General features: G+C 45.0%; 17 protein-coding genes. 8 read left to right on the forward strand and 9 right to left on the reverse strand.

The window, feature by feature from the left end:
• The first annotated feature begins 233 nt into the window (after window positions 1–233).
• Window positions 234–2,126: a methyl-accepting chemotaxis protein gene (locus LG368_RS02040; protein ID WP_226753062.1), complete on the forward strand. Its 1,893-nt coding sequence runs from the start codon at window positions 234–236 to the stop codon at window positions 2,124–2,126.
• A gap of 174 nt (window positions 2,127–2,300) precedes the next feature.
• On the opposite strand, the gene gltX is transcribed toward LG368_RS02040, so the two are convergent.
• Both gltX and LG368_RS02050 read right to left on the reverse strand, forming a co-directional pair.
• Window positions 2,301–3,782 (reverse strand): glutamate--tRNA ligase, encoded by a 1,482-nt coding sequence (gene gltX, locus LG368_RS02045; protein WP_226753063.1) that lies wholly within the window; start codon window positions 3,780–3,782, stop codon window positions 2,301–2,303.
• Between the two features lie 102 nt (window positions 3,783–3,884).
• On the reverse strand, window positions 3,885–4,676 hold the full coding sequence (locus LG368_RS02050) for a 5'-3' exonuclease H3TH domain-containing protein (RefSeq protein ID WP_226753064.1): 792 nt from the start codon (window positions 4,674–4,676) through the stop codon (window positions 3,885–3,887).
• Between the two features lie 120 nt (window positions 4,677–4,796).
• Between LG368_RS02050 and LG368_RS02055 the strand changes: the two genes are divergently transcribed.
• Window positions 4,797–6,047 carry a hypothetical protein gene (locus tag LG368_RS02055; RefSeq protein ID WP_226753065.1) on the forward strand — a complete coding sequence of 417 codons (1,251 nt, stop codon included), beginning with the start codon at window positions 4,797–4,799 and terminating at the stop codon, window positions 6,045–6,047.
• 203 nt (window positions 6,048–6,250) lie between these two features.
• Window positions 6,251–7,573 carry a TolC family outer membrane protein gene (locus LG368_RS02060; protein ID WP_226753066.1) on the forward strand — a complete coding sequence of 441 codons (1,323 nt, stop codon included), beginning with the start codon at window positions 6,251–6,253 and terminating at the stop codon, window positions 7,571–7,573.
• Between the two features lie 107 nt (window positions 7,574–7,680).
• Here the strand turns inward: LG368_RS02060 and xdhC are convergent, their stop codons facing one another.
• From xdhC to xdhA, 3 genes are read right to left on the reverse strand one after another with little or no spacing between them, the layout of a single operon-like run.
• A complete protein-coding gene (xdhC, locus tag LG368_RS02065) occupies window positions 7,681–8,547 on the reverse strand; it encodes a xanthine dehydrogenase accessory protein XdhC (RefSeq protein WP_226753067.1) in 867 nt (288 codons plus the stop codon).
• A complete protein-coding gene (gene xdhB / locus LG368_RS02070) occupies window positions 8,544–10,880 on the reverse strand; it encodes a xanthine dehydrogenase molybdopterin binding subunit (RefSeq protein ID WP_226753068.1) in 2,337 nt (778 codons plus the stop codon). Before xdhB ends, xdhC begins: the two co-directional genes overlap by 4 nt.
• Window positions 10,873–12,378: a xanthine dehydrogenase small subunit gene (gene xdhA, locus LG368_RS02075; protein WP_226753069.1), complete on the reverse strand. Its 1,506-nt coding sequence runs from the start codon at window positions 12,376–12,378 to the stop codon at window positions 10,873–10,875. The genes xdhB and xdhA overlap by 8 nt, the downstream gene beginning before the upstream one ends.
• Window positions 12,379–12,725: 347 nt before the next feature.
• Between xdhA and LG368_RS02080 the strand changes: the two genes are divergently transcribed.
• Genes LG368_RS02080 through LG368_RS02090 form a run of 3 tightly spaced genes read left to right on the forward strand, consistent with a single transcriptional unit; the run spans window position 12,726 to window position 15,309 of the window.
• A complete protein-coding gene (locus LG368_RS02080) occupies window positions 12,726–13,721 on the forward strand; it encodes an ABC transporter substrate-binding protein (RefSeq protein WP_226753070.1) in 996 nt (331 codons plus the stop codon).
• A gap of 3 nt (window positions 13,722–13,724) precedes the next feature.
• Window positions 13,725–14,540: an ABC transporter ATP-binding protein gene (locus LG368_RS02085; protein ID WP_226753071.1), complete on the forward strand. Its 816-nt coding sequence runs from the start codon at window positions 13,725–13,727 to the stop codon at window positions 14,538–14,540.
• Window positions 14,518–15,309: an ABC transporter permease gene (locus tag LG368_RS02090; RefSeq protein ID WP_226753072.1), complete on the forward strand. Its 792-nt coding sequence runs from the start codon at window positions 14,518–14,520 to the stop codon at window positions 15,307–15,309. Before LG368_RS02085 ends, LG368_RS02090 begins: the two co-directional genes overlap by 23 nt.
• A gap of 104 nt (window positions 15,310–15,413) precedes the next feature.
• Here LG368_RS02090 and LG368_RS02095 read toward each other — a convergent pair whose 3' ends face one another.
• Both LG368_RS02095 and uraD read right to left on the reverse strand, forming a co-directional pair.
• Window positions 15,414–15,623 carry a hypothetical protein gene (locus LG368_RS02095; RefSeq protein WP_226753073.1) on the reverse strand — a complete coding sequence of 70 codons (210 nt, stop codon included), beginning with the start codon at window positions 15,621–15,623 and terminating at the stop codon, window positions 15,414–15,416.
• 141 nt (window positions 15,624–15,764) lie between these two features.
• Window positions 15,765–16,286 carry a 2-oxo-4-hydroxy-4-carboxy-5-ureidoimidazoline decarboxylase gene (gene uraD / locus LG368_RS02100; protein WP_226753074.1) on the reverse strand — a complete coding sequence of 174 codons (522 nt, stop codon included), beginning with the start codon at window positions 16,284–16,286 and terminating at the stop codon, window positions 15,765–15,767.
• A 172-nt stretch (window positions 16,287–16,458) separates the two neighbouring features.
• Here uraD and uraH point away from each other — a divergent pair, with 172 nt between their 5' ends.
• Both uraH and hpxO read left to right on the forward strand, forming a co-directional pair.
• Entirely contained in the window at window positions 16,459–16,842 is a 384-nt protein-coding gene (uraH, locus tag LG368_RS02105) for a hydroxyisourate hydrolase (protein WP_226753075.1), read from the forward strand.
• 273 nt (window positions 16,843–17,115) lie between these two features.
• Window positions 17,116–18,282: an FAD-dependent urate hydroxylase HpxO gene (hpxO, locus tag LG368_RS02110; RefSeq protein WP_226753076.1), complete on the forward strand. Its 1,167-nt coding sequence runs from the start codon at window positions 17,116–17,118 to the stop codon at window positions 18,280–18,282.
• A gap of 82 nt (window positions 18,283–18,364) precedes the next feature.
• Here the strand turns inward: hpxO and LG368_RS02115 are convergent, their stop codons facing one another.
• Window positions 18,365–19,291 carry a diguanylate cyclase gene (locus LG368_RS02115; protein ID WP_226753077.1) on the reverse strand — a complete coding sequence of 309 codons (927 nt, stop codon included), beginning with the start codon at window positions 19,289–19,291 and terminating at the stop codon, window positions 18,365–18,367.
• A 10-nt stretch (window positions 19,292–19,301) separates the two neighbouring features.
• Window positions 19,302–24,128 (reverse strand): CHASE domain-containing protein, encoded by a 4,827-nt coding sequence (locus LG368_RS02120; protein WP_226753078.1) that lies wholly within the window; start codon window positions 24,126–24,128, stop codon window positions 19,302–19,304.
• Window positions 24,129–24,143 lie beyond the last annotated feature (15 nt).

Raw genomic sequence — 24,143 nt, forward strand, 5'->3', positions numbered from 1 at the left:
TGTAACGGGAAAGTCCATGCCATTCGTGCTAATGCGTTAGTCCAGATGACAATAGCCAGACAATTTCATCCTTATTTTGGTCATATCATTGCAAATGCTTTACACGAAGCAATAGAATGACTCGGTAAATACTTATAATTCAATAATAAACATTAATACCATGAATACATCTTTCATACACATTATCGCTGTGTTGTCTGATTTGTTTATCAACGAAAAGTGCAGGACATATCATGCTGAACAACCTTAGCTTTCGCACCAAATTACTTTCTTTACTCATTGCTGCTGTTTTAGGGTTTATCATTGTTGCCTTTGTTGCGCTACAAGGATTAAAAATTCAAGAGACCGCTTCCTCTAAATTCGAACGGTTAACGGCTGTCGATAAAGATCTTGCAACACTGAGCATGACACTTATGGAGCAGTATGAAGCCCTGTCCCGTATCAATGACAGCACTTATGAGGACTACCTCGCATCGCTTTCAGAGAGTCATGATAACTTCATTGCAACACTGCAAAAAGATGAAGATATACTGATTGACCCTGAAGCCAAAAATAACGTCACAAAGGTGGCTAGCTCGCTGCAAACTTACAACGATGCTCTTATTGTGTTGATTAACCAAAAACGCGCTATTGGTTTCAACGGCTCGTCTGGCTACAGAGGCGTCATCGCCGATTTAGGCGAGAAAGTCACCGCAGAAATTTCTTTTCTGAGTCTGATTAAACAGGAGTTCTTGCCAGTACGAGAAGCAGAGAAAAACTTTATTTTCGAGCCTAATGCTGACAATAAAGCGACTTTTATGGAGCGTTACGACAGATTCTATGAGCGTGTTATCAACTTTGGACTTGAAGAACGCTTTGGTGAAACCATCAATGCTTACTTAAATGCCGTTGAGCACTTCAGCGTTCAAGTTCAAACACTTTTCAATCTTCAAGAGGCATTCACTCAAACAAAAAGTGACTTCACAGCAACCCGAAGCGTTGCGGTTGATTATATGGCACAGGCTGTAGCAGAAGCGCGCCAGCAAGCTTCTGCCAGTTCACAAAAAGCCAGTATCACACTTATTATCGTCAGTATTATCGTTGCACTGACAGCCGCCTTAATGATGATGGGCATTGGTCGCAGTGTGAATAATACCCTGGGCCAAATTACTCGAGATCTTGGTAAGGTCGCCGGGGGAGATTTAACCACACGTATGCCTGTGAACGATAAGCGTAATGACGAATTCGACTCTTTGTGCCACTCGGTCAACGCCATGACAGACGGTTTGGGCAATGTCATTAGTGATGTGGTAGACACAACCCAAGGCGTTAACAACATGGTCACAGAGCTCAACACGTCAGTCACAAACATTGCGAAGAGTAATCGCTCTGTCAGTGAGCAAACAAGCTCTTTAGCGGCGGCAACAGAAGAGATTTCTACGACTATTTCTAGTATTTCAGATACCACAAATGACCTTAGTACCCAATCTCAAAATACGTATGACTCCGCAAAAATTGGCGCTGAAACCATCAAGGGTGCGTTATCTAATTTATCCAGCACCATTGGTGTGGTCAACAAAACCAGCGAGCAACTCAATGAGCTAGGCCAGCTTTCTAAAAACATTGATAATGTCATCGGTATGATCAATGACTTGGCAAATCAAACCAACTTGCTAGCGCTTAACGCTGCTATCGAAGCAGCTCGTGCTGGTGAAGCTGGTCGTGGTTTTTCTGTTGTTGCCGATGAAGTGCGCTCTCTTGCGGAAAAAACAGTGGATGCAACGTCAAAAATTACTGAGATTGTCAGCACAATTCAGTCTTCCACACAAACGGCCATAGAAACGATGCAAAACGGACAAGAAAGCCTGCACTCTATTGAAGCGTTCAGCGAAAAAGCAGAGCTGGCTATTCGTGATATTGAACAAAATGCTCAATCTAGTTCTGCTTTTTCTGTGGACATGGCGCGCTCTATTCAGGAAGTGGCAAAAACCGCGGTACATATGAGTGAGGAAATGGATAAGATCGCTCAGCAGCTTCAAAGTGATAACCGCTACATTAATAGCATCGAGGGAAACACTCGGGACATTCATGACCAGGTAGAAAACCTCAATAAGAAAACCAGTGTGTTCACAACACGACATGTTTAAAACACTGTCACTCAATCAGAGGCTTTCATTAGAAAATTCTAAAAAGCAATAAATAGGCACAAAAAAACCGGTTAATAAAGTGTCCAACTTTATGGGGTCACTTCAAAAACCGGTTTTTTGTGTTTTATCGCAGAAAATGGAGTAGACACTTTCAGCCCCTACCCCTATTCACGCTCAAAGCGCAGCGAATTCTTTTTCCCAGCGTTTTGCTTCCTTCTTAGAAGGACCACCTAACACATTCACAGCCGTACGCATTCTCGCACGAGAAATATCGGAACCAAGAATCGCCATGGAATCAAACACAGATACCGACGCTGTTGTCCCGGAAATCGCCACAAACAAAGGCGCAAAGAAATCTTTCGGCTTAATTTCAAGTGTCTGAGCCAAGGTTTTCATCTCATTAAAGATGTTGTCTTTTTCCCATTTGTTAAGAGCTTCAAGACGCCACAGAGCAAACTGCATGGCTTTACGCAGTGTGTCTTCCTCCATTTTAACGCTTGCAAAATCTTCTTTCGTGATCGGCAACAGACCTTTTAGGAAGAATCCAGCCACGTCAGCCACATCAGAGAAAGTCTCCACACGAGGCACAACCAAAGGCAAAATTTTCATCAAGTACTCTGGATTTAACGCCCATTCCACATATTTTTGTGCAAATGTGTCGGCGGTTAAATTCTCACGAATCCACATACCGTTTAGCCAGCTGAGTTTTTCCACATCAAACACGGGGCCACCTAAGGACACGCGCTGGATATCGAAGTGCTCGATCATTTCATCAAGAGAGAATTTTTCTCGTTCATCTGGCATTGACCAACCCATGCGACCCAAGTAGTTAATCACTGCCTCAGACAAGTACCCCATGCGCTGGTAATACAAGATGCTGGTAGGGTTTTTACGTTTGGACAACTTGGATTTATCAGGGTTACGCAACAATGGCATATGACACAAGGTTGGCATGTCCCAACCAAAGTATTGATACAACAAAATATGCTTAGGCGCTGAATTGATCCATTCTTCACCACGGATAACATGGGTGATTTTCATCAGATGATCATCTACGACGTTCGCTAAGTGGTAAGTTGGCATACCGTCAGCTTTCAGCAACACTTGCATGTCAACTTGAGCCCAATCAATTTCAATGGTGCCACGCAACATATCCTCAACGACGCAGGTGCCCTCTTCAGGAATTTTCATACGGATAACATGAGGAACACCTGCGTCTAATTTTGCCTGCACTTCTTCTTGCGTTAATTGCAATGCTCGACCGTCGTACTTTTGTGGCAAACCCTGTTCTTTTTGCTCAGCGCGCATTTGATCCAGCTCTTCTGGGGTCTCAAAAGCATAAAAAGCGTGACCTTTTTCTACTAACTCCAGTGCGTATTGACCATAGATATCACCACGCTCACTCTGACGATAAGGACCGTACTCGCCGCCTACATCTGGCCCTTCAGCCCAATCTAAACCCAACCAACGCAACGCATCTAAAATCATTTTCTCTGATTCTGGTGTACTGCGTGTTTGATCGGTGTCTTCGATGCGTAAAATGAATTTACCCCCCATTTTGCGGGCAAACGCCATATTAAATAAAGCAATGTACGCTGTTCCTACGTGTGGATCACCGGTAGGCGATGGGGCAATACGTGTTCTAACCTCTGACATAAAAATCTCATTTAGCTGTTGTCTGACATGGCGCTATTATAAGCGCATGGCGACACATGGGTAAGTGGTCCGACAGATCTTTTCCGTTCGGAAGTTTGATATTTATATAACTTTACTTTTACAGTAACGCAGTTGCGATAATCGAACACCAATGTCCACATCGGTTTTTAACGCAACAAGCGTTCTTGATAAAAGGCATTGCTCGTAGCCGCCCACTAGCATGCTTTGAATACGCTCTGAAAAACTCGATAAATTTGCGTAAATATCCTCTAAAGAAGCGTGTTGCTCGATAATACCGACCGCTGTTTTAGGACCAATGCCTTTTATCCCTGGGATTTTGTTAGTGGTATCGCCTACCAGAGCCCAGTAATCGGTCAATTGCTCCGCTTGCACACCGTACTTGCCAGGCACCCATTGCTTATCGTAACCCAACTTAGCAAAGTAGTCGTATTGCAAAATACGGTCATTATCCAACAGTTGTGTAAACCCTTTATCGGTTGAAACAATATAAGAAATAATGTCGTTCTGAGCAGCTTTTATTGCCAAGGTAGCCATTAAATCATCCGCCTCCCATCCATCCAATCGCAAGCAGGGCAAATGGTTAAAACGAAAGGCCTTGGCAAATTCAGGCAATGCGTCTAATAACACATCATCCATAGGCACACGGCCGAGTTTGTATTCTGGAAACACGTGATGACGCCAAGTTTTACCATTGGAATCAAACACCACAACCGCATAATGGGGATCAAACTGATGGGTAAGTTTTGACAAGGCATCCACAGCAATGCTCTGGGTTCGCTCTATTCGACGCGCTGGATCGGGCTCAGATTCTAGTGCGGCATATTGCCGACGAATCAGGTTTAAACCGTCAATAATGAGTAATCTTTTGTTCAAGCTAAACCCTTATCTTTACAGTATCGTGTTTTAAAGACGCACAAATGATAGGTTACCATGTGTCATATTCATCACGATACCTTGCGAAATCGCTGGGGAACAATTGAAAAGGATTACGTTATGAGAAAGCATTCTGTTTATGTTTGCCTAAGCACAACCCTGGCCATGATGACCTCGCCAACTTTCGCGACGCCCATTCAGGCCGTTATAGGTCTCAACAACAGCCAAGTGCAAGAAAACAGTCATTCTTTAAGTCTTACGGCGAACACAGGCACCATTTTACCCCTTAGCAAAGATTTCTCTCCCATAACGGGGCTGCAAGGCAGCACAAACAGCCACTGGTTAAACGAAATAGAAAAAACAGTGCGTGTTGAGCATAAACATCGAGACTTAACATTTGAAGGAACACTGGCGAGCATTAATCAATCCAATCAGTCTTTTCGCCTCAACATTAAAGACACCGCGTTGACCTTACCCATGAACGATTTCTATTTGATTCCACAGACGCCGGACGCACCTTCAACATCAAAGACAACTGAGCGCTCCCCAATCAGCTATCAAACAAATGACCTGTCTTGGCGCCCGCAACTGAGTTTGATTTTTGATCAGGACCAGGTCACTGTAACGCAACAAGCGTTGCTCAGTAACCAGTCTAACCATGCCATTGAGCTTGAAAATAGCCTGTTACATTATTCTAACCACAACACGCCACGCATACTCAAGTCAGAACGCGCAGTAATGGCCATGAACGATGCTTCTCCTGCGGTCCAATACCAAAACAGCGAAATCAGCTACCCACTGGGTGAAACAACCATCACCCTTGCCCCTTATTCCAGCACTTTGATTCCTTTGCCAAGCAGTCAAAGTAAGATTGATCAACATGTGCACACAGCAAATGTAAGCACTTACTACACTCGTTCAGATAAAATGGATTTACGCTTTTTTAACAAGGTGACTTTTTCTCTGCAAAACGATGGATTCCCGGGCCAATATCGTACCTTTTGGAAACAAGATGATTTACTGATTCCCGGTAACACCGTGTCTTTGGATAAGGTCCGAGCTAATACAGTAATCGACGTCACAACAAATCAGAGCCAAGACCTGTCTGGGACATTAACACTGGTCAGTGCCACTTCTCAAAGCCTACCGACGACGCAAGTATGGGAAGCGAAAATAGAAAATCATTCAAATCGTACACAACAATTCGCTGTAGACCAAAACACCAACGGTCTCATCACATTATTAAAAGAAGACCTCAGAGAAACAAGTAGCCATATTGCAAAAACTAACGCAAGAGGCCTGATGCTAACGGGACAAATTCCAGCTCACACTACCAAAACATTTTCTTACACGATTGAGCTAGAAAAATAGTGTTTCATAAAGAATACAAAAGCGTCTCATCAAGGTTATGAGGCGCGTCTTGCGTTAAGTTTTCACAATAGCCCACCAGTCAGCGGCCTTTGTTATGATATGGTCAGCAGTCATAATAGATATAGCAAGAATGGCACTGCCACATGTTTCACACTTGGGGTAGTATTATAACTATATTTCATACTACAGGCCGACAGAGATCTATGAAAAAGCATATTATATCCTCCCTTATCGCGGCGTCCGTACTGAGTACCGCCGTCCATGCCGAAAGCATTTACGAAGTATACAAACTTGCTAAGCAACACGATCCAGGCTTACGCTCTGCTGCGGCTACGCTCCAAGCTCAAAAAGAAAGTGTCACGGTTACCAAAGGGAATCTTTACCCAAGTATCGGCTTTAGCGGTAGCTTAGGCTATGACGATGTTGACAGTCCTTCTGTTGACTACGGCAACACATCCAATACCTTAGCACTGACTTTGGAGTACCCAATCTACTCCCCTGCTCTTAATTACGCTGTGGATGATGTGGAACTAGGGTCAAACAGTGCGGCAGTCAGCTTCGATAATTCGGAAGAAAACTTGGCACTGACCACTTTAACTGAATACTTCAACTTGTTGATCGCACAGTCTACGCTACAAACCACAGAAGCATTGGTGAAGAGTACTGCGAGCCAGTTAGACCGAGCGAAAAAGCAGTACGAAGTGGGTTTGGCCTCCATCACCGATTTACAAGATGCCCAAGCTGAGTATGACTCCGTACGAGTCACACAATTGAGTGCCGAATCTGATGTGGCGTACGCTAAAAAAGCGCTCTATCAAAGAACCGGGCGTGAGATTTCTAGTGTGCCACAGTTATCGCAAGATTATCCTATTCGCCTCGATGACAACATGACAGTAGGCTCTTTACTCGCTAAAGCACAAAAAGACAACAAAGATCTGCGACTTTCGGCGATTGCCGTGCAACGCGCTGAAAACAATATTAAAATTCAAAAAGCCAGCGGTCGTACGCCTATGGTTAAAGTCAGTGGCGCTTTATCGCGTACCGACAATAACTACAGCACCAGTAGTTCCTCTTACCAAGATGGTGTGACCAATGCTTCATCGGTTGAATTAGGCGTGAGCATTCCCCTGTACAGCGGCGGCGCTATCAACGCCTCTGTTCGCCAAGCAACAGCCGAAGCCGTTGCTGCAATGGAGAAAAAAGCCAGTTCTTTGCAAACCATCGAACTCAATATTCGTAGCTTGTTCCTTGAGTTACAAACAGCGGTGGCTCAGGTGGAAGCACAAAAACAGTTGATTCGCTCCCGTACCAGCGCCTTAGAAGCGACTCGTGCTGGCTACGATGTAGGGACACGTAATCTTGTTGAGCTACTCGATGCACAAACCAATCTTTACGACGCTCAAAATACTTATGAGCAATACCGCTTTAACTTTGTCTTGAAAAAGCTTAATTTGCTTGAAGTCACTGGTGACTTGTCTGAAGAAAAAATCAAAGACTTAGACAAATGGTTGGTTGCTCATAATTAAGACATGACACCCTACCCACAGCCCCCATCACTTCAGAGTAGACTGCTGTGATGGGGTGTTTTCTGCTTTTTCCGTATAACGTCATTTGCTGCTTCCAGTGCTTTCAATCAAGCATCGCTAAATACCTGATTCACTTCCTTCCAAGTCAAGCCACTGGTTTTTTTCTTCGCGGTTGTCGTATCAGCTTGGGTGAGTTGAATAATCTGAGCAGCGATAGAGATCGCGATTTCAAAGGGTTGTTTACCCTCGACTTCACTTATCCCTACTGGACAATGTACCGAATCAATTTCAGCTTGACTAAAAGAAGCGCTGACAAGGCGTCTTTTAAAACGCAGTGCTTTGGTTTTTGAGCCAATCAAGCCAATAAAACGACAGTCTTTACGATCAAGCAGTGCCTCGGTGAGTTGGTAGTCCAAACTGTGATCATGTGTCATGATCAAAGCAATCTCATTTGGCAACATGATATCAATGTGTTCAAGCATGGACTCATAACAGGCTAAGGTAACATTTGAAGGTAATACCTCATTCTCTCTTTGCTGATGTACTAAATTTACTCGACTGTCCACCCAAGTAATCTTCGCTTTCATGTTTCCTAATACCTGTATCAAGGTAGAAGCCACATGGCCCATGCCAAACAGGGTGATTTTAGCGGCGGGTTCAGGAAAATACTCCATTAAAATCGTCACTGTTCCACCACAGCATTGATTGGTCTTGGCCGCTAATGGAAAATTTTCTAGCTGATAAGCCGCATTTTTATTGCCTGCGTTCAGCATGGCTCGACCTTTTTGACAGACTGCAAACTCAAGCTGACCGCCACCGATGGTATCAAAGGTGTGTGACTCTGTGATGATCATCTTACTTGCAGCATCTCGCGGCGAAGAGCCCTGAGCCCCAATAACCGTTGCCATCACCCAAGCTTGCCCTGCTTTTTCAACGTCCGCTAACGCGGTAATCCAGTTCATTGAAGACATCATGACCGCGCCTCCTGATAATCACGAGCCGCTTTCATGCTATAAAATACGGCTTCTGGCGTCGCTGGGGCAGCTAATGGTGGGGAATACTGATGATTGCACACCGATGCACAGGCGTCTTTTAACGCACACCATACTGAGATACCTAACATCAGTGGCGGTTCACCTACCGCTTTGGAACGATAAATCGACTCTTCGCTGTTGGCGCGTTCGAACAATCTTACGGTGAATTTTTCTGGCACATCGGCAGACGTTGGAATTTTATAATTGGCTGGACTGTTGGTGGTAATTCGACCCTTTTCATCCCAGCTTAATTCTTCCGACGTGAGCCAACCCATGCCTTGTACAAATGCGCCCTCGATTTGCCCAATGTCTAACTCGGCATTAATGGAGTCACCCACATCATGTAAAATATCCACCTGAGTCACCTTGTACTCTCCCGTCAAGGTATCCACGATGACTTCTGAGACTGCCGCCCCATTGGAGTAGTACAAAAAGGGTCGACCTTTGGCGGCTTTGCGATCGTAGCCAATCTTGGGCGTTTTATAAAACCCCGTTGACGACAAAGACACGCGGTTCATGTACGCCAACTTGATAAATTCGGGGAAACTCATTGTCTCGGCACCCAAATGAACCAAGTCGTCAGAAATCGCGAAATCGCTAGACTCAATGCCGTAGTGTTCAACAGCAAAATCACATAAACGTGTCTTGATTGTTTGAACGGCATCTAAAGCCGCCATACCATTCAAATCCGTTCCAGCAGACGCCGCCGTTGGGGACGCATTCGGCACCTTATCGGTTCGAGTCGCGCTGACATTCACCCGCTGATAATCAATACCAAACGCTTTAGCAACAATTTGCGCTACTTTAGTGAATAACCCCTGCCCCATTTCCGTGCCGCCATGACTGATGTGAACACTGCCGTCCGTATAGACATGCACCAAGGCGCCCCCTTGATTCAGGTGTTTTGACGTAAAAGAAATACCAAATTTCACCGGTGTTAATGCCAAGCCTTTTTTCAAAAACGCATTCCGTTTATTAAAAGCCTGTATGGCATGGCGGCGTGCGCGGTAGTCTGAGCTGATTTCCAGCGCTTCAATGAGTGTCGGCAAAACGTCGTCGTTAATTTTTTGCCCGTATGGCGTGGTGTCTTTACCCGCTTGATAGCAATTAAGCTTACGCACATCTAGGGCATCTTTACCCACGGCACAAGCAATTTCTTCGATGACATTTTCCGCCAGTATCACGCCTTTGGGGCCACCAAAGCCTCGAAACGCCGTGTTCGATACCGTGTGAGTTTTGCCTCGATAACCGCTGATGCGGGCATTGGGTAAATAATAGGCATTGTCTGCGTGAAACATAGCACGATCCACCACACCATCAGACAGATCCGCTGTACAACCGCACTTTCCGACCATATCGTATTCGGCGGCTAGAATCTCTCCGGCTTCATTAAAGCCCACCTGATAAGCATTCCAAAAATCGTGACGTTTGCCAGTTTGCACCATGTCGTCTTGTCGCGGCATACGATATTTCACCGGACAACGGTTGCGTACGGCTAACACGGCCGCCATACAACCCAGTACCGCCGCTTGGGACTCTTTGCCGCCAAAGCCTCCACCCATGCGACGCGTTTCTACCAAGACCTGAGCCACGGGTAAACCGAGTACCCGTGCCACCAGCTTTTGTACTTCCGCCGGATGCTGAGACGAAGCAAAAACTTGCACACCACCGTCTTCGTTCGGCACGGCAACACTGATTTGTCCTTCTAAATAAAAATGCTCTTGTCCCTTGATGTACATATCTGAGCGAATAGTATGGGGCGCACTCGCCATCGCACTTTTAACATCACCTGATTGAATCGTATGAGTGGGTAGCACAAACTCTTGGCGAGCCAATGATTGCTGGGGCAGTAAGGTCGCTTCACGCGTTTGATACACAATCTCGGCCAGTTCAACCGCTTGCTTAGCGGCTCGCAAACTGGTGGCTGCCACAGCAAAAATGGCCTGCCCTATATAATGAACAAAATTCCCTGCCAACAATAAATCGCCACTTAACACGGGGGAGACGTCCACTTCACCTGGAATATCCGACTGCACAATGACATCAACCACTCCTGGGTAAGCTCGTACTTTGTCCAAATTAATCGACACAATATCGGCGTGTGCTTGCGTCGCTTTGCCGGTGGCAACATGCAGTTCATTCGGCCATTCTGGCATGTCATCAATATACACCGCTTGGCCCGTAACATGCTTTACGGCAGACTCATGCATGGGCAAGTTGCCCTTTTTTGTGCGCTGGCGGTCAACTGAAAAGTCTTGTGGTAATTTACGCATGGGCTTCCCCTTCCATACCAGACGTTAAAATGCTCTCTGACACCCCGTGACCGGAAAAGCTAACCACGTCAGTTTGATTCACCGCCAACCATCCTTTGCGTAACAGGTTGCAAGCCATGTCTAAACGATAAGAAGCACTGGCACGCATATCGCTTAATGGTGTCAGTTCTTTTTTCAAACACTCGATGGCCTCTAACAAGGCCCGTTCATCGTCTACTTCAGCAGAGCATAATCGGGCTTCCGCTTGTAAAGCACGAATAGGTGTCGCTGCCATACCACCAAAGGCAATACGAACGTCCGTTATTTGGTGATCTTCTGTGGCAAAACGCACCGCCAGCATCACACTGGAAATATCATCCTCCATGCGTTTCGACACCTTGTAAAAGCGATGACAATGCGCCAGCTTATCAAGCGAAAGCGTGAAGGACACGATCCACTCGTCTTGCTTCAGCTGGGTTTGCTTATAACCTTGGTAGAAATCATGAATGCTGATGTTTCTCAACGTACCATGGGAGTCAGCAAGCTGAATGTCCGCATCAAAAGCCAGTAACAGAGGAGGCAAATCAGCAATTGGCGAGGCATTTGCCACATTGCCACCGATGGTGCCGCGATTACGAATTTGACATGATGCAATACGGCCAAGTAAATGATAAATATGTGGATAACGGGACGCCGAATACGCTTCTAATTCACTGTACGTTGTCGATGCGCCTATTATTAAGCGTGCACCATCTTCTCTAATGCCTTGCATTTCACTGACTTGAGACAGGTCAATCAAGGTATCAAAATCGTGATAACGCTGAGTATTTTCCAGCATCAGGTCGGTACCGCCGGCGATCAAGATGCCATCAGGGTAAATGTTTTTCACCGCAATCAGCTGGTCAAGATCCTGTGGCAGAAGGTAGTTTTTCGGCTTAGACAAATAATCATCGACAGAAGCTGAACACTGTAACTCATCAAGCGTCTGCTTTACTTTGTCGTTTTTACTCAGCCGCTCGACATAGCCCGTCTCGATTTCCGTCATCGACAAACCCGCATCAATAATAGGACGATAACCCGTACAGCGGCATAAATTTCCCGAAATAGCATCGCAGACAGACGCACGGTCAATCGGTTGCTGACAGGTTTGCTTTTCTTCATAAAGACTGGCCAGCGACAGCACAAAACCAGGCGTACAAAACCCACATTGCGAGCCATGGTGTTCAACCAGCGCTTGTTGAGCGGGGTGCAGCTTTTCTGCTTGCGACAAATATTCAACAGACACCACATGCTTACCAGCCAAAGACTGAACGGGGGTAATGCATGAATTAAAAGTTGAATAGCGTAATTCGCCCTCATTAAGCTCCCCCACCAGCAAGGTACAAGCCCCACAGTCGCCCGAAGCGCAGCCTTCTTTTGTGCCCATTAAACCGCGCTTTTCACGCAGGTAACGTAAGGCGGTAAAATCGCTAGGGAGCGAATTGTCTTCGATGCATTGATCGTTTAATAAAAATTTCACAGTACGCTTCCTCAAATATTTCACTGTCTGTTGAAATGCAAAAACTTGGCCAATCGGTCAAACTTTATTAGAAACCAATAAACAGCCTAGAGCAATAGGCCATTCCATCACCCAACCTTCACTTTTTGCACCAAAAAAGTACACCATATCGCTTACTATTGGTGCGCTTAATTTTTTGTCTGTTTTGCGGCTTAACATTAGAAATCGCTAAAATATTTAGAAATTTCCATATATTTCAGACAGTTAAAAAAATATAAGACTTAGACAAAGACATGGAACGCTTGTTGCTAATACTTAACCACATGAAACAAAAGATTCCATTCTCTTTAATTATCTGGAGCAGCCCCATGAAAGCCATCATCAAATCCTCCCTTCGTTTATCTTTATTAGCGGGTCTTATTTCCAGTACCTCAGCCATGGCGGCAGACAAGGTCACTTTTCAATTAGATTGGTTACCAGGCGGTGATAAGGCTCCCGTTTATGTGGGCGTTCAACAGGGCTTTTTTGCTGAAGAAGATTTGGAAGTGAAAATTGCCAGCGGTCGTGGCTCTACCGACGCCTTAACCAAGATGGCAACCGGACAATCAGACATAGGAACATCCGATGTTGGCGCGTTAATGGCGGCGAAAGCGCAATCTGATGTACCGGTAACGGCAGTGTTTTCTTATTTTACTCAAGCACCGCATGCTTTTTTTACCCTTGAAAGCAGTGGCATCACATCCATCAAAGACCTTAAAGGCAAAAAAGTAGCGACATCCCCTTTTACTTCTTCCAACGCCTTTCTCCCCTTAGTGCTGAAGCAAAATGGTTTAAGTGAAGACGATATTAAGCTGGTTAAATCCGATCCGGGTGCACTTGCTCCTATGATGATTACCGGTAATACAGACGCCATTATCGCCTGGGTCACCAATACCGCTTTGTATGAAGCACAGGCCGGTGGTGCAGGCAAAACCTTAATTGAAATGCCATGGTCTGAATCGGGATTGTCACTTTACAGCTCTTCCCTTTTGGCGTCCGAAAGGTTTCTAGAAGAACGCCCAGAGGTCGCAAAGCGTTTCATTAAAGCGTTTGCCAAGGCCGTTGAGTTTACGTATGCCAACCCAGATCAAGCAGGTGCCGACCTTCATAAAATGGTGCCGGAAGTGGATGCCAACATAGTATCCGCGCAAATTAAGAGTATCTACAACCTAGTGTATAACGAGATTACTGAAGCGGATGGTTTTGGTCAGTTTTCACCTGACCGTATTCAGACAACATGGAAATATGTGGCAGAGGCAAACGGTCTATCCGAAGAAGCCATTGACCCAGCGACGGCCATTAACACCACTTTTCAGCCGGAGTAAGCCATGAAAAACAATCACATTGACAACGATAACGCGGAGCAAAACCATGCGGCTTACGTCAGCATGAAAGGCGTGGGACACAAGTTTGATCCACGCCCCGACGCGCCCATGGTGGTTGAAAATATTGATTTGGACATTCATCGCCACGAGTTTGTCGCGGTTGTTGGCCCATCTGGTTGCGGTAAATCGACACTTTTGCGTATGGTTGCGGGATTATTGATTCCCTCTAATGGCCAAGTGTCGGTGTTTAACCGGCCTGTTACAGAGCCCAGAGACGATGTGGGCATTGTGTTCCAAAAAGCTAACCTATTGCCTTGGTTAACCGTACGTAAGAATGTGCTGTTTCCGCTGAAACACAAATACGGTCGCTATTCAGCCAACGACGAAAAACGCGCCAACGAATTATTAGACATGGCGGGGCTCACTCAGTTTGCTGATAAGATGCCTGATGAACTGTCTGGTGGTATGCAACAACGCGTCGGTATTGTGCGCGCACTTCTTCTCAATCCTGATATTTTATTAATGGATGAGCCGTTTTCAGCACTTGACGCATTGACCCGTGAACAGATCGGTTTTGACCTTTTGGACATTTGGAAGGAGCACCCTAAAACGGTGCTGTTTATTACTCACTCCATCACGGAAGCGGTCTTACTGTCTGATCGTATTTTGGTGATGAGCAAACGCCCAGGTTCGGTATTGGATTTAATCGATGTCGACTTGCCTCGTCCCCGCTCTTCCGAAACCATTAAATCAACACGCTTTGCCGAGCTCACCGATACAATCAGAGGCTATATTTATGAACCCCACGTACCTGCCTAAATCTTGGCTTGCACAGCAAGTAAATCGTTTTGCACCGGCGTTGTTTTTTATTGGTTTGGTGCTGTTATGGGAGCTCGTTTGTTCTGTGGGTGAGGTACCCAATTATATCTTACCTTCCCCTTCCGCTATCTTCAGCGCATTTTTCGATGTGGAAATGTCCCGTTGGTTGACGCACCTTTGGGCAACATTGCGTGTGGCCTTGATGGGCTTTGCGCTCTCCATTGCCATCGCCATCCCCTTGTCGATCGGTATGATGCGTTCAGAATTGATGAATCGTGTCTTGTACCCTGCGTTGATCGTGATTCAGTCTACTCCTGTGGTGGCTGTGGCGCCTTTGATCATCGTATTACTCGGCACAGACGACCCATCACGGGTATTAATCACTTGTTTAATTACTTTTTTTCCATTGGTGGTCTCCACCACAACCGGTATGCTGGAAACACCACCGGAGATGATTGAGCTAAGTCAATCTTTGCGGGCACCGCGTTATCGTGAAACTTGGCAGATTCGTATCCCTTATGCTATCCCACATATTTTCAGCGGCTTACGCGTCTCCATTACGCTGGCGATTATCGGTGCCGTGGTGGCAGAGTTTGTCGCAGCAGAAGAAGGTCTTGGGTATTTTATTCAATTCTCAACGTCGTTCTTTAAAATCCCACAGGCGTTCGCTGGCTTAATTTTTCTCTCCATCATCAGCCTATTAATGTTTAAATCCATTCAATGGATTCAAATGTGGCTCTTCCCTTGGAGTTTACCGAAAAAGAAATAAGTCTTATTTGATTAGCCTTTAATAAATGTAACCCCATCTTGGGATATTCAAGATGGGGTTACATTTGATAAAGAAAGGGAAAATAAGTCTGAAAGAGAGAAATATCAGAGGTTAATCTGATTCAGTGTCAGAGATGACGCATCAACATTGACCATTTTAGCCAACACTTCTTTTAACTCATCCATACTGCTGTAATGAGTCGTGGGTTCGTACTCGCCTTTAAAATAATAACCGTCTTTATTGATCACTCTGCCTAACTGAAACTTATCGCCTTTTTCGCCTCGGCCACAAATTAAATACACATCAAGCTCCATAGACACTCCAAATCACATTAATGGGAATGATTATCATACTTGATTAATAGGTAATTCATAGCTTTTTAAATTCTCAACCAGGCAGAGCAGCCTTACCACTCGTGTCAGCCACGTGACTTAACAGGATAACGGACGATTTTCTTAGAGATCCGCTAGACGAAAAGCCGCAATTTTATGCACTTCGCTCATGGCACGGTCAAACTCTGTTTGCCAGTCATTCGGTGTACGCTCTTCAAATCCTGCTAGAACCTGCTCTTTCGTCGCGCCTTTAACGGCCATGATAAAAGGAAAACCGAATTTTTCTCGGTAAGTATCGTTAAGGTGTAAAAAGTGCCTTAATTCGGCTTCAGAGCACTGGTCTAGTCCAGCGCCCGCTTGCTCTGACGTAGAAGCTTGAGTCAGCTCTCCCGCTAGTGCGGCTTTGCCTGCTAGGTCTGGGTGTGCTCGTAATAAAATTAATTTTTGTTCATCTGCACTTTGCTCCACAATATGCTTCATAGCCGACTCAATTTTACTCATCTGATCAAAGTAGCCATTGGGGTGCTGAGAAACTTGTTGCCATAAAGCTTCTGCTACCCAAGTTGAATGCTCGTAAATACGGCTAAATAATGAGATAAAATCCGCTTCATTGAGTTGTTCAAACGTCACTAAAGGGTCGTGCATAATCGGGCTCCATATTGAGAGGCTGTCGTAAAATCACTAATAAAAGCGAAGGCATTGTAACCGTGCCCTCTGTCATCTTAGGCATTAATAAGATCAAACACCATACAAGAAACATATGGCACAAATATTGAAACACATGAAACGAATTTTTCAAAACCTTTAAGGAGACATAATGGGTTATTTAACCACACACATTTTAGACACGACCCAAGGAGTTGCTGCAGCCGGTGTACACATTCACTTATACAAGCATACTGACGAAGGTCGACGCATACATTTGCACAGTACGATTTCTAATCATGATGGTCGCTGTGATGCGCCTTTACTCGACGTGGATCAATTCAGTTGTGGGATTTACGAACTGGAATTCGCCATTGATGACTACTTTGCTCAGTCAACGACCAATGAACCTCATGAAAGTCTTAGCCAAGATGGCACGCTACCAACCTTTCTGAACACGGTTGTTATTCGTTTCGGTATCAATGACGAACAGGCTCACTATCATATCCCACTGTTGGTTTCCCCCTTTGCTTACAGTACTTATCGAGGCAGCTAACGCCTCGATTTTATCAATACAGATAAGACCCTGAAGCACCAAAATAGTACTGAGAAGCACTAATCCTCTTGCTTTTGCACCATCAAAGAACAAGAAGCCACACTCTCACCCTGTGTTCACTGTCAGTCATGCCGATTTGGGGTCGTCAATTGAAACGCCACACCACGCTAAAACAAAGGTTTCACAAATTGTTTTAGAGATTCGTTTGTTTCATGGCACGCATATTGCGAATACCTTTCCTATCTTTAAGGTTCTCGTAAAAGGAAAAAGTCTATGAAGGCATTAATTATTGGTGCAGGCATTGGTGGTATGTCAACAGCAGCAGCGCTGAAACAACAAGGCATCGAATGTGAGATTTTCGAAGCGGTAAAAGAAATAAAACCGGTCGGTGCGGCTCTATCGATTTGGTCGAATGGCGTCAAATGCATGAATCACTTAGGCATGGGACACATTATGGATGCATTAGGTGGCCCTATGCACAACATGGCTTACCATGATGGTATTAGTGGCGGCGTTATGACGCAATTCAGTCTGGCTCCCCTTGTTGAGTCTGTTGGTGAACGCCCCTGCCCGGTTTCACGTGCCGACTTACAAAGCCAAATGATTGATTGGTGGGGACACGACAAAATACAGTTTGGTAAACGCATAGAGCGTGTCGAGCAAACCGACACAGAAGTGACAGCTTACTTTACCGATGGCACAGAGGCCACAGGAGACATGATGGTGGCTGCAGATGGTACACACTCAGCCGTTCGCGCTCATGTGTTAGGTCAACAGCTTGAGCGTCGTTATGCGGGTTATGTCAACTGGAATGGTTTGGTTGACATAGACGAGAGCATTGCGCCTGGTGACCAATGGACAACCTTTGTTGCAGACGGCAAGCGTGTTTCCATTATGCCCATCGCTGACGGTCGATTTTACTTCTTTTTTGATGTGCCACTGCCAAAAGGCCTCAGTGAAGACAGAAGCACTCTAGTGTCAGACTTAACACAGTACTTTTCGGGTTGGGCTGCCCCAGTTCAAACCTTGATTAATGCCATTGACCCAGACACCACTAACCGCATTGAAATACATGATATTGAGCCTTTTGATACCCTTGTCAAAGGCAATATTGCGCTATTAGGTGATGCTGCTCACAGTACCACACCGGATATTGGGCAAGGTGGCTGTTCTGCACTGGAAGACGCCGTCGTATTAGGAGAGTATTTTGTGGGCAAAGATAAAACCACCGCAGGCATTCTGACGGCATTTAAACAGTACGAAGACGCACGTCGTTTTCGGGTGAAGGACCTAGTATTAAAAGCCAGAAAACGCTGTGACGTTACCCATGGAAAAGATCAACAGGAAACTCAGGCTTGGTATGACGAGTTAAAACGCGAAACAGGTGAAAACATCATTGCAGGATTAAGAAGCACTATTTTGGGTGGCCCACTGGCGTAGACCTCTGTCAATACGCTTCGACACCGGATTCATCAGGTATCGGAGCGTATTAATGTAGACATCATAAGATCGTATTTATATTTCAATCACCTGATGGTGCTTCATAACGAGTAATGCGGTTACGTCCTTGTTGCTTCGATTGATACAAGGCATCATCTGCCTCTTTTACAATCGCCCAATCGTCAGGGTTTACCTCGTCCAAGTTTAATATGCTGTAACCCACCGAGATAGTCACAACATCATAGGTGGCGTCGGGGGCATGCTGAATGGCCAAGGCCTCCACGGTATGGCGTAATTCGTCTAAGACTGCTTTCGCGCCATCTACATCCGTATTCGGCAACAATAACGCAAACTCTTCACCGCCGTAACGGGCAGCAAGATCAAGTGGTCGCTTCGCACAATCGTTTAGTACACCGGCAATGCGCTTAATACAATCATCGCCTTCGATATGACCAAAGTGATCGTTGTATTTTTTAAATTGATCAATATCCACCAGCACCACAGTAAGCGGCTCTTGCTCTCGGCGAGCACGTTTTAACTCCGTCACGAGCTGTTCGTCAAAGGTGCGACGATTAAACAAATTGGTCATGCTGTCCGTCTGCGCCAATTTTTCCAACAATGAAATAGCGTGATGATAATCCAAATGGGTTTGCACCCTAGCCGCCACTACCCTTGGCTGTAATGGTTTGCCAATATAATCCGCAGCCCCGACGTCAAATACTTTCTCTTCAAAGCCCATTTCCGTATGACTGGTAATGAACAACACGGGGATATGTTCGGTTTCAGGGTTATTTTTAAGCATAGAACAAACTTCAAGCCCTCGAATATCAGGCAGTTCTACATCCAATAAAATCAAGTCTGGGTAGTTTTCTTCGATCATCAAGAAAGCTTGTTTAGCCTCTGTGGCAAAACGAATACGACCAATTTTCTTCAGCGCTTTATTGAGCGCCATGACCACTGCAGTGTCATCATCAATAATTAAAATGTCAGCCAGTTCATTGTTATTCATTGTCATACCACTATTCATTCCCGAGGGTATTGGTTAAAGGGTCAAGTAAGTCTATGGCGGCTTTGTAATCAAGCTTCATAAGATTGTCTTGTAATGCTTGAAAGGCATCCTCGCCAAGTGCTTGACTTAATCCAGCCGCTTGCTCTTCTACAACGTCTAATGCGTCTAGGTCTTGTTCATTTAGCAGCAATAAAATGCGCTCCACAATCGCACGATCAAGTTGTGCAACGGTGTCACTTTGCATTGTTTCAATATTGTAGCGTTTCTCGTCCTGCCACTTTTCTAGTACCTCTACACTGGCTTGATGCAACTCTTGTAACGCCAATGATAGTCCAATCAAGACATCGCGAGCGGATTCATTGTCTGTTCGTAAAATACGCTCCGCTTCAGAAGCCAACTGCTGTATTTCTTCGGCGCCTACCATGCCAGACACACTTCTTAGTTTGTGCACCTGCGCGGCGACGTCGAGACGCAAAGACCTTGATTCCGGCAAATCGATATCGTCTTTTGGCGGCATTAATAAGTGAGCGTGTTCAATAAACAACCCTTGCAGCGTATTTAAAAAGAGTATTCTATCGCCTAACAATATGCCTTTTGATTTCTTAGCATTCAATCCCATGATGGAGGGCCACTCCTCCTGTTCAACCGCCGGCGCATCAGCGGGTTCAATCGGAATATCAATACCACGAAAGCCTTCCACAACACGACGTAACATGTTGATCAGACGAGAAAGGTCAATCGGTTTGGTTAAAAAGTCATCCATGCCCGCCTCTAAAGCACGGTTCTTCTCTTCCAATAAGGCCCCTGCCGTTAATGCAATCACAGGTAAAGACGTTAATCCTAAAACATGACGGATGCGGCGTGTGGTTTCAAGACCATCAATGCCTGGCATCTGCACATCCATCAGTACCGCATCGTAAGCATCGGGTGACACTTTTAAAAGCGTTAACGCCGCTTCGCCGCTATTGGCTGTCTGAACTATGGCGCCATTGTGTTCCAGAATATGACTCACAACGATAAGATTATTCGGGCTGTCATCGACCACTAGGACTTTTACGCCAGGTAACCACTTTGCACCGACTGCTTCGGCATTCGTAGATTGCAATACTCGATTGGCGTTCCCAGTGCTTTGTGTCACCACGTCATTCACCGCGTTAAATAACGCTGAGGCGTTAATCGGCTTCATTAAGAAACTGTTAACGCACTTCTCTTCCTGACCACAAGTGATGCTCTTTTTATCGTGAGACGATAGCATCAATACTGCAGGGAGATTTTCAAGCCCCACTTGACTTTCAAGAGAATGTATCGCTTTCATGCCATCCATCACCGGCATTTGCCAGTCAACAATAATGGCATCAGGAGAACGCAGGTTATTGTCTCGTCTCGCCAAGTAGGTTTTCACCAGCTCAGCCCCGTTACTCACCACATCTGAACGCCACCCTAGTGCTCGTGTCATTTTTTGCAGCAACTTAGCATCAGCCGGATTGTCTTCTGCGATGAGAACAAACAACATTTGATTCTGATTTTCATACTGAACCGTTTCTTCTAATGTCTGCACTCGAAGTGGAATATCAACCCAGAATTTCGTGCCTACGCTTTCTGTACTTTCGACGGAAATACGTCCTCCCATCAGGCTCACAAGCTGATGCACGATTGACAGCCCTAACCCTGTGCCACCGTAACGACGCGTGGTGCTAGAATCAGCCTGGGTAAAAGGTTTGAACAAACGAGCTTGTGCTTCTTGAGACAAACCAATCCCCGTGTCAGACACCATCAGACGAATCGTTACATTATTCTCAGCACGGTCTATTGAGAGAGACTGCTCACTCACTTTGACGTTTACCTCAATTTTACCAATGCTGGTGAACTTCAAAGAATTACTGAGTAAATTGGTAAGTATTTGACGTAAGCGCACACTGTCTGTCACCACCCAATTTGGCAAATTAGGGGCCAGCTCTAGGTCAAACTCTAAGTTTTTCCCCTCAGCTTGAATCGAGAAAATACTTGAGACTTCTTCAAAAAGTTCGCGTAACTCAACCGCTTGTTCTTCAAGCTCCATCTCATTGGCTTCTATTTTCGATAAATCCAACACATTATTGACAATACCTAATAGGGATTTGCCTGAAATCTGAATCTTACTGATTAATTGCAACTGCGCTTTGGTCAAATTTTCTTCCGCCAACAAATAACTTAAGCCAATAATCGCGTTGAGCGGGGTTCGTATTTCATGACTGGTGTTCGCAAGAAAAGCACTCTTAGCTTCTGTTGCTAACTCGGCATCCCTAAGCGCCGTTCGCAGCTTTTCTTCAATAGCGAGGCGCTGGCTAATATCCCGTACAGAAACAGAGGTCATGGCCTGGTCATCTAAATTAACGGTATTAAAGTTAATTTCCACAGGAAATTCACCACCGTGAGCATGCCGCGCAACAATGCCACCTTGAACCCCAATTAATACCGCTTGTGTTTTTTGTTTATTGGCTCTTTCAGGCAGTGCATCGATATGATGAAAATAATCAGGTACCAATTTTTCTATTGGCTTTTTTTCTAATCGTAATCGGTCATAACCGAACATCTGTTCTGCTTGTGCATTGATAAGCTGAATGATGCCTGCTCCATCCACAACGAACGTCGCATCAGGCGCAGACTCTAATAACGCTTTGAAACGCTCTGTCTCTTTGTTTCTCTGGATCTCAGCCTGATGGTTCCATTCATCTCTTTGACGAATCCTCTCGGTTAACCACATCCAATATTGAATAGAGATGATGATGCAACCAAACAAAGAAAGCGCAAAAAACAGGCCTAGCGCTTGAAACAACATGGTATTAACCAGTACCGATAATGGTTTGGTGCTGTAAAAAACTAAGGCTCGACCATCAGGGGCGTCATCTAATAGAAAGTGACCTTGCTCAACGAGCGTATACCCATGTGAACTGTTGAAAGATTGCAACCCTTCCTGAGTCGACCCCAAAAAAACGGATTCTTCAACAAACTCATCTTGCCAACGGTTTCGATGACCATACTCAAACGTAAACGCTCTTAAAGGGTTAGGATGATGTAAGAAATCCCCTTGCTTATTAGTAATATATAAGCTGTTGTCTTTACTGGTATTTTCTAATGATACATTTAACAAACTATCGGCACTGATGTTAACAATAATGATCCCTAATGGTTGCCCATCATCATTAACAATAGGGGTAGAGAAACGCCAAACTGGACGATCAGGTTGCTCTATTTTGCCAAACTCTCTGTTAAGGTTAATGTCTGAACCAAATACATTCCCATCGCCGACTTCCAGTGTTGACTGAATATAAGGTTCGTTTTCTTTTGATTGCAGAAATTCCGTTTGAAAGACTTCCAACTCACCATCATGACGCTGTACCTTGACACGTTCTTGCCAATCGTTCTTCGCTTCAATAAAACGCACTTGATGTACCTGAGGCGCCGAAAACATATAGGCTTTAAAAATATCGGCCACTCGCTCATTCCACTCCTCCAACGACGATGATGCAGCATCGTTCGCCTCCTTATTAAGCCCCTTGTTGGACAAGGCGTCTTTTAGAATGAGAAAAGGCGATGTGTTTGCTAAAAATAACGTGTCTTGGCGATATTGTGACGCCTCTTGGTGAAAATTGGCCAAAGCATTGTCTTTAATGGAGGCTAAATCTTCAGCAATGTTTTTCACATTGTTTTGTAACATCAACCAACAAGATACGAAAAAAATGATGAGTAAAATAAACAGTGTATACAACCAAGAATGCTTAAATCGACGACTGCCAAAAAACTGGAAAATACTTTTAAAACTTACCTGACTGACCTCAACGTCACTGCTTTCGCTAGCATGATTGTTGCGCAATACGTTAACGGCCAGCAAACCCAGCAAAGTAAGACCAAAGCCAATAATAAGTATCCAACTAACATCCCATAGTTTTCGCTCTTCTACTGATTCAGCCTTAGGTATGATATCGAGCGTCCATTGTTGCCCTAAAACAAAAATGGTGCGTGTGACTTTTTTGTCGCGTAAAAGAGACAAAGAGTCCGCATCACCCGAGCGATAAAAAGGTGTGTCTTCTTTGACGTTGGTTAAACTAAAATACGCTTGATCAGATACCACACCCATGTTGACCAATACGTCATCAATCACTAAAGGCGCATAAGCCCAACCCTCTACCGCTTCCTCTCTTTGTTGGCTCGTACTTAAAGGAACACCTTCTGCGTAAACAGGGTATAAAATAAGCGCCCCTTTTCTTGGACGTTTATCAACTTGAACTAGGGTGATTGGGGCAGTTAAATAAGAACGATCGTCTCTGGCGGCAGACAAAGCTGCTAACCGTCTGTTGGCTTCTGAGCCAACATCAAGCCCTAATGCTTGACTGTTTTTCTCAACAGGGTACACATATTCGATAATAAAACGATCTTCGTCGTGCTCGTCTAACGAACGAACCGCAAAATTTGGTACGCCATCGGCTCGAATACGGGCGACAAAATCGGCTTCGTCTTGCATGGAAACCCGTCGAATAAAACCGAATCCAAGGGCCCCTGGAAACTCAAATCGAATGTCTCTGCTTTTGCTGTATTTTTCAAACTGCTCGTGAGTAATGTCATTGACGCCGGCAGTAATAATGGCACCGCGCACGGCTCTTAAGCCGTGCTCATACAATTTAAAACGCGTTTCAATTAATGACTCTGTCTTATCCATTTGAGCATTAATGTCGGTATTAAATTGATTTTCATTTTGATAATGCGCCAGTATAGCGATTGATATCGTCATGGCTGTGCCAAAAACCAAGGGAATCAGCCATAAAAACACACTTGAGCGTTCGAGTTGTTTATTATTCATATGCAATAGCAGCCC

This window comes from Marinomonas algarum, assembly GCF_020532605.1.
Lineage (GTDB): Bacteria > Pseudomonadota > Gammaproteobacteria > Pseudomonadales > Marinomonadaceae > Marinomonas > Marinomonas algarum.

What these genes read in the sequence shown, in the direction of transcription:
- LG368_RS02040 (WP_226753062.1), top strand. Translation starts at nt 234, where the DNA reads ATGCTGAACAACCTTAGCTTTCGCACCAAATTACTTTCTTTACTCATT.
- LG368_RS02115 (WP_226753077.1), bottom strand. Translation starts at nt 19,291, where the DNA reads ATGAATAACAATGAACTGGCTGACATTTTAATTATTGATGATGACACT.
- hpxO (WP_226753076.1), top strand. Translation starts at nt 17,116, where the DNA reads ATGAAGGCATTAATTATTGGTGCAGGCATTGGTGGTATGTCAACAGCA.
- LG368_RS02090 (WP_226753072.1), top strand. Translation starts at nt 14,518, where the DNA reads ATGAACCCCACGTACCTGCCTAAATCTTGGCTTGCACAGCAAGTAAAT.
- LG368_RS02060 (WP_226753066.1), top strand. Translation starts at nt 6,251, where the DNA reads ATGAAAAAGCATATTATATCCTCCCTTATCGCGGCGTCCGTACTGAGT.
- LG368_RS02085 (WP_226753071.1), top strand. Translation starts at nt 13,725, where the DNA reads ATGAAAAACAATCACATTGACAACGATAACGCGGAGCAAAACCATGCG.
- xdhB (WP_226753068.1), bottom strand. Translation starts at nt 10,880, where the DNA reads ATGCGTAAATTACCACAAGACTTTTCAGTTGACCGCCAGCGCACAAAA.
- LG368_RS02080 (WP_226753070.1), top strand. Translation starts at nt 12,726, where the DNA reads ATGAAAGCCATCATCAAATCCTCCCTTCGTTTATCTTTATTAGCGGGT.
- gltX (WP_226753063.1), bottom strand. Translation starts at nt 3,782, where the DNA reads ATGTCAGAGGTTAGAACACGTATTGCCCCATCGCCTACCGGTGATCCA.
- LG368_RS02120 (WP_226753078.1), bottom strand. Translation starts at nt 24,128, where the DNA reads ATGAATAATAAACAACTCGAACGCTCAAGTGTGTTTTTATGGCTGATT.
- uraH (WP_226753075.1), top strand. Translation starts at nt 16,459, where the DNA reads ATGGGTTATTTAACCACACACATTTTAGACACGACCCAAGGAGTTGCT.
- LG368_RS02095 (WP_226753073.1), bottom strand. Translation starts at nt 15,623, where the DNA reads ATGGAGCTTGATGTGTATTTAATTTGTGGCCGAGGCGAAAAAGGCGAT.
- LG368_RS02055 (WP_226753065.1), top strand. Translation starts at nt 4,797, where the DNA reads ATGAGAAAGCATTCTGTTTATGTTTGCCTAAGCACAACCCTGGCCATG.
- uraD (WP_226753074.1), bottom strand. Translation starts at nt 16,286, where the DNA reads ATGCACGACCCTTTAGTGACGTTTGAACAACTCAATGAAGCGGATTTT.
- xdhC (WP_226753067.1), bottom strand. Translation starts at nt 8,547, where the DNA reads ATGATGTCTTCAATGAACTGGATTACCGCGTTAGCGGACGTTGAAAAA.